A 9,956-nucleotide genomic window follows, 5' to 3' on the forward strand; every position below is an offset into this window, starting at 1 on the left:
ATGCGCCGACGATGACCGACCTCCGCAGCGAGCTCCGCGGCCTGCCCGACATCGACTTCCACCTCGTGCTGCCGCCGGGGTGGGTGCGCCGCGGCGTCGACGACGACGAGCGCGACGGGCTGCGCGCCCAGGCGCGCCGCACGACGATGCGCGCAGGCAGGCCCGACCTCTTCGCGCAGGCGACGCAGCTCATCGACGGCGCGTTCGATCGCATGCGCGGCACGGGCGCCATCGCCTTCTTCGGCGCGGGGGAGGCCGACGACGGCCTCCACGTGCCGGCGTCGCTCGTGGCGTCGGTGCGGCACGCGGACGCCTCGGGCACGCTCGACGAGCAGGTGGCCGTGCTCATCCAGCGCCGTGGAGCGACCCCGCTGCACGGCGACAAGCGGTTCGTGCGCTGGGAGCAGCGCGGCGAGGAGACCGTGCAGGGCACGCGGCTGGGCGTCACGACCATCGCCTACCTCACGCCGTATCCGCGCAGCGATCGCAAGCGGGCGCTGCTGCTGAGCGCCTTCCTCACGCACGATCCCGACGCCCCCGCCGACGACCCGCCGCTCGAGGCGCTGCGCCTGCTCATGGACGCCACGGTGTCGACGCTGCGCTGGAAGCGTCCGCAGTGAGGCTCGCGGGCGACTTCGACGTCCGTCGCTGGCTCGCGCTGCGCGACGACTTCCCGACCGAGTCGGGCACGACGCGCGACGCGTGGATCGAGGTCGTGGTCGACGCGATGCGGCAGGAGCACGGCGACGAGCTCGTCGAGCCGCTCGTCGCGGCGATCCGCGCCGCGATCGGCCACGGCATCGACGCCGTCGAGCCGGATGCGCTCGCCACGCTGCAGCACTGGCCCACGCCGCTGCTGACCGCGACGATCGTCACGATCGAGGGCGTGCTCGCGTCGCCGAGCGAGACGGCGGACGTCGTGCTCGTGCCCGGCGACGCGGACCCCGAGCGCATCCGCGTCGCGCTCGTCGACGCGCCGGGCATCGGCGTCGGCTCCGAGATCCGCTACGGCGTGCCGACGGGCGATGCCGAGGTGCCCGAGCTCGTCGGCGTCTCGATGGCCTTCCGCGGCCCGACCGGCGCCCTGCGCGTCACGGCGCGTCCCACGGTGCCCGCGCTCGCGCTGCGACTCGTCGACGACCTGCGCGGCCTCGTCGCCGGCATCTCGCTCGAGGCGGAGGGCGACGAGGCGCCGTGGCAGCGATCGACGCTCGAGCTCGCGCCCATGCGCCCGGAGGAGCCCGAGCTCTGGGCGATGGACGCTCGGTGACGGCGACGCCGACGGCCGTCGCCGCCGCGTCGAGGCTCGAGCCCGGCGCCGCCGTGCGCTGGCGCGACCTCGAGCTCGCCGCGTTCTCGCAGCATCCGCGCGTGACGCGGGCGCTCGATCCCCGCGGTCGACGCTCGGCGACGCGCCCGTCCTCGATGCGGGTGGTGCGCATGATCGTCGTCGCGCTCGTCGCGCTCTGCCCGGTGTGGACGCTCGCGACGCTGCTCGGCGGGCGCTTCGTCGACGTGCAGGTCGACGGCGCCACCGCCGTGCCCGCCGCGGCGATCCTCACGACGATCGGCCTCGCGGTGCCCGCGTGGCTCGCCTGGCGCGGGCTGTCCGATCCCGCGCAGCGTCGCGGCTCGCTCGCGGGCATCGGCGCGATCTACCTCGGCATCGGCATCGTGCTCGGCATCCTCGTCGTCGCACGCGCGGATGCGGGCCAGGCCATCGCGCTCGCGCTCGTGCCGTTCGCGGCGACCGCCCTCATCGGGCTGCTGCTCGTCGTGGCGGGCGCGTGGTTCGCGCTGCGCGGCCGCGGCGCGCAGGGGCCGCACGCGGGCAGGGGCGCACCAGCGCCCGTCGACGGCCCGCTGCCCGTCGTGCGCGCGGCGGTCGCGCGACTCGACGAGCCCGCACGCGCCGCGGTGCGCGCCGACCTCGACGCCGCGATCGTCGACCTCGAGCGGCGCGGCGTCATCGACCGTGCAGCGTCGGCGACCGCGCGCCGCGCCGACCTCGGCCTCCTCGCCGTGCGCATGTCGCAGTCGCCGCGCGGCTGAGGGCATGGGCAGTTGTCCCCATCGACACCCGCGCGGGGCCGTCCTAGCGTTGCCTCATCGGCACGACGCCGATCCACGAACATCGAACGAGGAGAGAGACCATGACGGACTTCGGAGCCAGCTATGGCGAGATGGAGCAGGTCGCTGCGGCGCTCACGGACGGTCGTGACGACATCGTCTCGACGCTCGAGTCGCTGAAGGGCAAGGTCGACACGCTGCTGGGCGAGGACTTCAAGACGCAGCACGCGTCGGGCAAGTTCGGCGAGGGCTACGAGGAGCTGACGAGCGGTCTCACGACGGCGGTCGACGGCATCGGCGACATGTCCGAGGCGCTCACGGGCATGATGCAGGCCATCCAGCAGCTCGACGAGCAGCTCGCCGGCGGCTGATCCCAGCCATCTGCACGACGAGGGGCCGACCACGATGGTCGGCCCCTTCGTCATGCCCGCACCGCGCGGGCCCGCCCTCGAGCCGATGGGCAGACCTGCCCATGGCGATTCCCAGGCGCCGCTCGTAGCGTGGGGGTCGCACGGTCCGTTCGGGCCGCGAGATCCGAACGAGGAGAAGGACCATGACGGACTTCGGAGCCAGCTATGGCGAGATGGAGCAGGTCGCTGCGGCGCTCACGGACGGTCGTGACGACATCGTCTCGACGCTCGAGTCGCTGAAGGGCAAGGTCGACACGCTGCTGGGCGAGGACTTCAAGACGCAGCACGCGTCGGGCAAGTTCGGCGAGGGCTACGAGGAGCTGACCAGCGGTCTCACGACGGCCGTCGACGGCATCGGCGACATGTCCGAGGCGCTCACGGGCATGATGCAGGCCATCCAGCAGCTCGACGAGCAGCTCGCCGGCGGCTGATCCCAGCCATCTGCACGACGAGGGGCCGACCACGATGGTCGGCCCCTTCGTCATGCCCGGGCCGGCCCTCGCGCCCGGCTCGCGCGTCCCCTCGACGCGGGCGGCGCACGGGTCCCGTGCCCCGGACGGTCCGCCGCGTCGATGGGCAGACCTGCCCATCGGCAGCGGCAGGGGTGGCGCATAGCCTGGCGATGCACCGACGAGGCAGCGACGCAGGCAGGTGCACCGAGGAGGCAGCGCCATGGCTCAGGACATCCGCATCTCGTACGGCGACCTGCGCGGCGCCGTGACGAACCTCGACCACGTCGCGACGCAGTTCGCGGCGCACGACGACACCGCCGACGCGGCAGCGGACGCCGTCGGGCACGACGGTCTCGGGCATCGGGTGCGGGAGTCCGCCGACACGTGGGACGACAACCGCGAGGACTTCCAGGAGGCGGCGGAGGGCCTCGCCCGCTCGATCGACGCCATCATGCGCGCGTTCGTCGACCTCGACGTCGAGCTCGCGAGGGACGAGCGATGAGACCCGAGGCCCTCACGGGCGACGCGAGCGTCGTCGAGGGGCACGGCAGCGCCTACGTCGGCACGGCCGAGGCGATCGAGGCCGCGATCGACCGGTTGCGCGCCATCCGCGACGAGGACTCCACGATCGCGCAGGCGTTCGACCGCGTGCGCGACGCGGCGGGCGAGGTGAGCGACCAGATCGCGAGGGCCCGCTCGCGCTACGACGTCACGGGCACGGCGCTCGTCGACTACGCCGCCGAGCTGCGCATCGCGCAGGGCGCCGCCGACGAGGCCATCGAGCGCTGGGAGGCCGCGGACGCCGCCGTCGAGACGGCCGACGAGGAGCGCAGGCACCTCGCCGAGACCGTGCCCGACGACGCGGCCGGCGACGCGGTGGGCGAGCAGGAGGCGGTCGTCGCGGCGCACGAGGCCGCGCGCGAGCAGGCGTACGACGACTGGCTCGTCGCGGTCGAGCGCAAGCGCTCGGCGGCCGAGGAGGCGGAGGCGCGCATCCGCGCCGAGGTCGAGGATGCCGACCTGAACGACTCGTTCTGGGACGACCTGTGGGGCGGCATCACCGACCTCTTCGAGGCGATCGCCGACGCGATCGTCGCGGTGCTCGAGTGGATCGCCGCCGTCGTGCTCGTCGCGGTCGTCGTCATCGTCGCCGCGGCGATCGCGGTCGCGCTGCTCGCGGTGGGCGGCATCGTCGCGCTGCTGGGCGGCCTGCTGCTCGCCGCGGTCGTGCTCTTCGTCGCGAACGGCGGCGCCGAGGCCTTCGTGACGACGCTCCTGCGCACCGGCGAGCTCGACGCCGCGCTCATGGCAGGGGCCATCGAGACCCTGCGCACCACGGCGCCCGGCGTGCTCGACTGGCTCATCGCCCAGGACGCGGGGGATCCCTCGCTGCGGTGGAGCGAGACGACGACCGTGCGCAGCGACCTCGGTCGCGACGCGACCGCCGGCGACCTCCTCGCCGAGCTGCAGGCGGGCAACCGCGACGTCGACGCCCTGAAGGGCGCTCCCGAGGGGCTCGACCCGACGAACGCGACGATGATCACCGTCACGGCCGTCACGGGAGCCGACGGCGTCGTGCGCTACCGCGTCAACATCCCGAGCACGCAGCAGTGGACGACGGGCACCGACGGCATCAACGACATCGCGAGCGACGCGAACGCGAAGCTCGGGCAGGATCCGACGCGGCTCGAGCTCGCCGTGCGGCAGGCGATGGAGGAGGCCGGCGTGCCCGACGGCGCGGGCGTGCTGCTGTCGGGCTGGAGCCTCGGCGGCATCACGGCGGCGAACCTCGCGGCCGATCCCTCGTTCTCCGCCCGCTACGACGTCGACGGCGTCGTCGTGGCCGGCGCGCCCGTCGACGACGTCGCCGTGCCCGCGCACATCCCCGTGCTCTCGGTCGACCACGTCGGCGACCCCGTGCCCCTCCTCGAGGACCCGCGGGGCGGGTACCACCGCGACGATCCCGGCCGCACGCGCATCGAGGTCGATCCTCCCGCCGGGGCGCCGTTCGTGCCCCACGAGGGTGCGGCGTACGAGACGACGCTGCAGCAGCAGGGCGACCTGCCCGGCTCGGAGGCCGAGGCGTGGGTGGATCGCGCCGGCATCGACCGCTACTTCGGGGGCGACGAGCAGCGGCACGCGTCGGTCTACCAGCGCGGCGGCCAGCCGGTGGCGCGATGACGACGGCGGGCGTCGATCGCGTCGCGCTCGAGGCCGCGATCCTCGCCGTCGACGGCGTCGTGGCCGCATCGGTCGCCGAGATCGCGGACGGGGCGCCGTGGCGCACGGCCCTCGTCGTGCACGTCGACCTCGATCCCGCGGTCGCCGACGCTCCGGGATCGACGGGTCGAGGTGCGCTCGCAGCGCTCGCCGCGGCCGGGCCGGGCATGCCTCGGGCGACCGTGACCTTCACGACCCACCGGCCCCACGAGGAGCGTCTCGACGCGCGCCGGGTCGCCGCGGAGGGCGGGGTCGCAGGCGTCGGCATCGTGTCGCGGCGCTCGATCGTCGTCGGCGCGCCCGCGCTCCAGGGCCTCGTGCCGTGAGGCTCGTGCTGCCGCTGCCCGGCGACTGGCTCGCCGTGCCGGTGGGGGAGCCCGACGCGCGTGCGAGCATCCGGGCGTTCGCGGAGGAGGTGCACGGCACGGGCGACGCGGCCGCGCTCGAGCGCATCCGCCTGCGTCGTCGCCTGCACGTCGCGCTCGCGCACGCCGAGCGCGGGCGCGCCGAGCAGCTGCACCTCGGCCGCGCGCTCGAGGGCGGCGCGCCGCTGCCGGCGTCGATCGCCGTGTACCCGGGCGTGGCGGTCGGCACGGCCGCGGACGCGTCGCCGAGGTCGGTCATGGATGCGCTCGTGCCCCTCGTGCTGCGTGCCGCGCACGAGCGGCACGGGGGCTCGGCCATCGCAGGTCCCGACGATCGCGTGCTCGAGTCGCCCCGGTCGCTCGTGCTGCGGAGGCCGTCGGTCCACGTCGTCGACGACCAGGTCCTCGGGCCGCTGCCGACGCTGCGCGTCGACTACTGGATCACGGTGCCCGGCGAGCGGCATGCGCGCCTCGTGCACGCCGTCGCGCCCGAGACGCCCTTCGCGCCGCTCCTGCTCGCCCTCTTCGACGAGATCGCGCTCGGCGCGCGCTTCGCGTCGGGCTCGGCGCTCGCCGACCGCCTGCGCGGCTGAGACGACGACGGCCCCCGGACCGAGGTCCGGGGGCCGCGTGCGCTCGTCGTCGGCGTCAGCCGGCCGCGGGGAGCGACCCGAGGAAGACGACGTCGGCGGGGTTCTCGAACGCCGTCGTGTCGGGCGCGACCTGGGTCAGCGAGGCGCCGTTGATCGTGGCGCCGTCGAAGGTGCCGGTGATGACGCCGCCGACGTCCTGCATGGCGCCGCCGGCCGCGTTGGCCTGCTCGGCGATGGCGGTGAGCGTCGCGGCGCCGCCCGACAGGAACGCGAAGGACGCGAACTGGCCGGACTGCTCGACCGTGAGGACGCACTCGATGGGCTGGCCTGCGATGGCGGCGGCGGGTCGGAACTCGGCCGTCGCGGCTGCGAAGGCCTCCTCCGGGATCGTGACGCCCGACGCCGCGGTCAGCGATCCGAGCTGCTCGGCCGTGCACAGCGCACCGTCGCCGGCCGCCGCCTCGGTCTCCTCGGGCTCCTGCGACGTCGTGGGCTCGCTCGAGGCCTCGGGCGACTCCTCGGCGCCGCTCGTCGCGCTCGCGGTGGGCTCCTCCTCGCCGCCGCCGGCGCAGCCGGCGAGGCCGAGGACGCCGACCGCGGCGATGGCGACGAGCGTCGAGCCGCGGAGGGCGCGCGTGGTCATGGTGGGCATCATGCTCCTTCTTCGGGGTACACGAGCAGCCTAGGCATCGGGGACGACACGATCCTGGATGCGGGGCGAGCGGCGCACGCGCGGCGCAGGGCAGCGCCGGGGCGCGGCGCGACCTTGACCGGCGGCGGAGGGCGGCCGTAGACTGGGATGCGTGTGCGCTCATGCGCCCCCTGCGTCATGCACGGGTGGCGGCGAGCAGCACTTGGGAAATCGAGCACCCGCTCGAGCCCCCACGGCATATCCGACATCATCGCGAGTCCGCTCGCGCGTCGGATCACCGATGGCGCCGGCCCCGCCGGCAGATCACATCGATGCTGTCACCGTGCAGCAGAAGGAAGCATTCGTGCCCACCATCCAGCAGCTGGTCCGCAAGGGCCGGACGCCGAAGGTCGTCAAGACCAAGGCGCCCGCGCTCAAGGCCAACCCGCAGCAGCGAGGCGTCTGCACTCGCGTCTACACGACCACGCCCAAGAAGCCGAACTCGGCCCTGCGCAAGGTCGCCCGCGTCAAGCTCTCCAACGGCACCGAGGTCACCGCCTACATCCCCGGCGAGGGCCACAACCTGCAGGAGCACTCCATGGTGCTCGTGCGCGGCGGTCGTGTGAAGGACCTCCCGGGCGTCCGCTACAAGATCGTGCGCGGCGCGCTCGACACGCAGGCCGTCAAGAACCGCAAGCAGGCTCGCAGCCGCTACGGCGCGAAGAAGGGCTGAGCACATGCCTCGCAAGGGACCCGCCCCGAAGCGCCCGGTCGTCGCAGACCCGGTCTACGGCGCACCGATCGTCTCGCAGCTCGTCAACAAGATCCTCCTCGACGGCAAGAAGGGCCTGGCCGAGCGCATCGTCTACGGCGCGCTCGCCGGCGTGGCGGAGAAGGCTGGCACCGAGCCCGTCGCAGTGCTGAAGAAGGCGCTCGACAACATCCGTCCGACCCTCGAGGTCAAGTCGCGCCGCGTCGGTGGCTCGACCTACCAGGTGCCCGTCGAGGTCAAGCCGCACCGCGCGAACACCCTCGCGTTGCGCTGGCTCGTCTCGTACGCCAAGGCTCGTCGCGAGAAGACGATGACCGAGCGCCTCATGAACGAGATCCTCGACGCCTCGAACAGCCTCGGCGCTGCCGTGAAGCGTCGCGAGGACACGCACAAGATGGCCGAGTCGAACAAGGCCTTCGCTCACTACCGCTGGTGATCATCCGGCCGCAGGGCGTCCCGACCGGACGCCCTGCGGCCCCACCCGCCAATCCACTCCAGTAAGGAACCCCTGTGGCACAAGACGTGCTCACGGACCTCACGAAGGTCCGCAACATCGGCATCATGGCGCACATCGATGCCGGCAAGACGACGACGACCGAGCGCGTGCTCTTCTACACGGGCGTCAACCACAAGATCGGCGAGACGCACGACGGCGCCTCGACGACCGACTGGATGGAGCAGGAGAAGGAGCGCGGCATCACGATCACGTCTGCCGCCGTGACCTGCTTCTGGAACGGCACCCAGATCAACATCATCGACACGCCCGGCCACGTCGACTTCACGGTCGAGGTCGAGCGCTCGCTGCGCATCCTCGACGGTGCCGTCGCCGTCTTCGACGGCAAGGAGGGCGTCGAGCCCCAGTCGGAGACCGTCTGGCGCCAGGCCGACAAGTACAACGTCCCGCGCATCTGCTTCGTCAACAAGATGGACAAGCTCGGCGCCGACTTCTACTTCACGGTCGACACCATCGTCTCGCGCCTCGGCGCGCGTCCCCTCGTCCTCCAGCTGCCCATCGGCTCGGAGTCCGAGTTCGTCGGCGTCGTCGACCTGCTCTCCATGAAGGCCTTCGTCTGGCCCGGAGACTCCAAGGGCGACGTGACCATGGGCGCCAAGTACGAGATCCAGGAGATCCCGGCCGACCTGCAGGACAAGGCCGAGGAGTACCGCGCGCGGCTCGTCGAGGCCGTGGCCGAGGCCGACGACGCCCTCATGGAGAAGTTCTTCGACGGCCAGGAGCTGTCGATCGCCGAGCTCCAGTCCGGCATCCGCAAGCTGACGATCGACGGCTCGGCCTACCCCGTGCTGTGCGGCTCGGCGTTCAAGAACCGCGGCGTCCAGCCGATGCTCGACGCCGTCGTGTCGTACCTCCCGAGCCCGCTCGACGTCCCGCCCGTCCAGGGCCACGACGTCAAGGACCCGGAGATCATCATCGAGCGTCGCGCCGACTCGACCGAGCCCTTCGCGGCGCTCGTGTCGAAGATCGCCGTGCACCCGTTCTTCGGTCGTCTCACGTACATCCGCGTGTACTCGGGACACCTCGACTCCGGTGCCCAGGTCGTCAACTCGACCAAGGGCAAGAAGGAGCGCATCGGCAAGATCTTCCAGATGCACGCCAACAAGGAGATCCCCGTCGCCTCGGTGACGGCCGGCCACATCTACGCCGTCATCGGCCTCAAGGACACCACCACGGGTGACACCCTGAGCGACTCGGCCCACCAGGTCGTGCTCGAGTCGATGACCTTCCCGGCCCCCGTGATCGAGGTCGCGATCGAGCCGAAGACGAAGGCCGACCAGGAGAAGCTGGGTCTCGCGATCCAGAAGCTCGCCGAGGAGGACCCGACCTTCCAGACCGAGCTCAACCAGGAGACCGGTCAGACGGTCATCAAGGGCATGGGCGAGCTCCACCTCGACATCCTCGTCGACCGCATGCGTCGCGAGTTCAACGTCGAGGCGAACATCGGCAAGCCGCAGGTGGCCTACCGCGAGACGATCAAGTCGACGATCGAGCGCTACGACTACACCCACAAGAAGCAGACCGGTGGATCCGGTCAGTTCGCGAAGGTGCAGATCAAGCTCGAGCCGATGGAGGTCACGGCGGAGACGACGTACGAGTTCGTCAACGCGACGAGCGGTGGCCGCGTGCCCCGCGAGTACATCCCCTCGGTCGACGCCGGGATCCAGGACGCCATGCAGGTCGGCGTGCTCGCCGGCTACCCGACGGTCGGCGTGAAGGCGTCGCTGCTCGATGGCGCGGCGCACGACGTCGACTCCTCGGAGATGGCGTTCAAGATCGCCGGATCGATGGCGTACAAGGAGGCCGCGCGTCGTGCGCAGCCCATCCTGCTCGAGCCGCTCATGGCGGTCGAGGTGCGCACGCCCGAGGAGTACATGGGCGACGTCATCGGCGACCTGAACTCGCGTCGTGGCCAGATCCTCTCGATGG

Annotated in this window: 13 protein-coding genes; 12 read left to right on the plus strand and 1 reads right to left on the minus strand. The window is 72.4% G+C overall.

Going from position 1 to position 9,956, the window contains the following annotated elements:
* Positions 1–11: 11 nt before the first annotated feature.
* The 9 genes from ABD249_RS02320 (at position 12) to ABD249_RS02360 (ending at position 6,110) form a co-directional block, all read left to right on the plus strand.
* On the plus strand, positions 12–620 hold the full coding sequence (locus tag ABD249_RS02320) for a hypothetical protein (RefSeq protein WP_344339893.1): 609 nt from the start codon (positions 12–14) through the stop codon (positions 618–620).
* The gene (locus ABD249_RS02325) at positions 617–1,270 is read left to right on the plus strand and encodes a hypothetical protein (RefSeq protein ID WP_344339894.1); all 654 of its coding nucleotides are present in this window, start codon (positions 617–619) and stop codon (positions 1,268–1,270) included. Before ABD249_RS02320 ends, ABD249_RS02325 begins: the two co-directional genes overlap by 4 nt.
* Positions 1,267–2,052: a hypothetical protein gene (locus ABD249_RS02330; RefSeq protein WP_344339895.1), complete on the plus strand. Its 786-nt coding sequence runs from the start codon at positions 1,267–1,269 to the stop codon at positions 2,050–2,052. The genes ABD249_RS02325 and ABD249_RS02330 overlap by 4 nt, the downstream gene beginning before the upstream one ends.
* A gap of 101 nt (positions 2,053–2,153) precedes the next feature.
* The gene (locus ABD249_RS02335; RefSeq protein WP_344339889.1) at positions 2,154–2,441 is read left to right on the plus strand and encodes a WXG100 family type VII secretion target; all 288 of its coding nucleotides are present in this window, start codon (positions 2,154–2,156) and stop codon (positions 2,439–2,441) included.
* A 182-nt stretch (positions 2,442–2,623) separates the two neighbouring features.
* On the plus strand, positions 2,624–2,911 hold the full coding sequence (locus tag ABD249_RS02340; protein ID WP_344339889.1) for a WXG100 family type VII secretion target: 288 nt from the start codon (positions 2,624–2,626) through the stop codon (positions 2,909–2,911).
* Between the two features lie 241 nt (positions 2,912–3,152).
* Positions 3,153–3,434, plus strand: a complete 282-nt coding sequence (locus ABD249_RS02345) for a hypothetical protein (protein ID WP_344339897.1) — start codon at positions 3,153–3,155, stop codon at positions 3,432–3,434.
* Positions 3,431–5,113 (plus strand): hypothetical protein, encoded by a 1,683-nt coding sequence (locus ABD249_RS02350; RefSeq protein WP_344339900.1) that lies wholly within the window; start codon positions 3,431–3,433, stop codon positions 5,111–5,113. The genes ABD249_RS02345 and ABD249_RS02350 overlap by 4 nt, the downstream gene beginning before the upstream one ends.
* The gene (locus tag ABD249_RS02355; RefSeq protein WP_344339903.1) at positions 5,110–5,478 is read left to right on the plus strand and encodes a hypothetical protein; all 369 of its coding nucleotides are present in this window, start codon (positions 5,110–5,112) and stop codon (positions 5,476–5,478) included. Before ABD249_RS02350 ends, ABD249_RS02355 begins: the two co-directional genes overlap by 4 nt.
* Positions 5,475–6,110 carry a hypothetical protein gene (locus ABD249_RS02360; RefSeq protein WP_344339905.1) on the plus strand — a complete coding sequence of 212 codons (636 nt, stop codon included), beginning with the start codon at positions 5,475–5,477 and terminating at the stop codon, positions 6,108–6,110. The genes ABD249_RS02355 and ABD249_RS02360 overlap by 4 nt, the downstream gene beginning before the upstream one ends.
* A gap of 55 nt (positions 6,111–6,165) precedes the next feature.
* Here ABD249_RS02360 and ABD249_RS02365 read toward each other — a convergent pair whose 3' ends face one another.
* Positions 6,166–6,753, minus strand: a complete 588-nt coding sequence (locus ABD249_RS02365) for a hypothetical protein (protein WP_344339907.1) — start codon at positions 6,751–6,753, stop codon at positions 6,166–6,168.
* A gap of 352 nt (positions 6,754–7,105) precedes the next feature.
* Here ABD249_RS02365 and rpsL point away from each other — a divergent pair, with 352 nt between their 5' ends.
* The 3 genes from rpsL to fusA form a co-directional block, all read left to right on the plus strand.
* A complete protein-coding gene (gene rpsL, locus ABD249_RS02370; RefSeq protein ID WP_066517721.1) occupies positions 7,106–7,474 on the plus strand; it encodes a 30S ribosomal protein S12 in 369 nt (122 codons plus the stop codon).
* Between the two features lie 4 nt (positions 7,475–7,478).
* Positions 7,479–7,949 carry a 30S ribosomal protein S7 gene (gene rpsG / locus ABD249_RS02375; RefSeq protein ID WP_344339909.1) on the plus strand — a complete coding sequence of 157 codons (471 nt, stop codon included), beginning with the start codon at positions 7,479–7,481 and terminating at the stop codon, positions 7,947–7,949.
* A 74-nt stretch (positions 7,950–8,023) separates the two neighbouring features.
* A partial coding sequence (gene fusA, locus ABD249_RS02380) for an elongation factor G (RefSeq protein ID WP_344339910.1) occupies positions 8,024–9,956 on the plus strand: 1,933 nt, incomplete at its 3' end.

It is taken from the genome of Agrococcus versicolor, from assembly GCF_039531815.1.
In the GTDB taxonomy this organism is placed as follows: domain Bacteria; phylum Actinomycetota; class Actinomycetes; order Actinomycetales; family Microbacteriaceae; genus Agrococcus; species Agrococcus versicolor.

What these genes read in the sequence shown, in the direction of transcription:
- ABD249_RS02365 (WP_344339907.1), bottom strand. Translation starts at nt 6,753, where the DNA reads ATGACCACGCGCGCCCTCCGCGGCTCGACGCTCGTCGCCATCGCCGCG.
- ABD249_RS02340 (WP_344339889.1), top strand. Translation starts at nt 2,624, where the DNA reads ATGACGGACTTCGGAGCCAGCTATGGCGAGATGGAGCAGGTCGCTGCG.
- ABD249_RS02320 (WP_344339893.1), top strand. Translation starts at nt 12, where the DNA reads ATGACCGACCTCCGCAGCGAGCTCCGCGGCCTGCCCGACATCGACTTC.
- ABD249_RS02345 (WP_344339897.1), top strand. Translation starts at nt 3,153, where the DNA reads ATGGCTCAGGACATCCGCATCTCGTACGGCGACCTGCGCGGCGCCGTG.
- ABD249_RS02355 (WP_344339903.1), top strand. Translation starts at nt 5,110, where the DNA reads ATGACGACGGCGGGCGTCGATCGCGTCGCGCTCGAGGCCGCGATCCTC.
- ABD249_RS02335 (WP_344339889.1), top strand. Translation starts at nt 2,154, where the DNA reads ATGACGGACTTCGGAGCCAGCTATGGCGAGATGGAGCAGGTCGCTGCG.
- rpsG (WP_344339909.1), top strand. Translation starts at nt 7,479, where the DNA reads ATGCCTCGCAAGGGACCCGCCCCGAAGCGCCCGGTCGTCGCAGACCCG.
- ABD249_RS02350 (WP_344339900.1), top strand. Translation starts at nt 3,431, where the DNA reads ATGAGACCCGAGGCCCTCACGGGCGACGCGAGCGTCGTCGAGGGGCAC.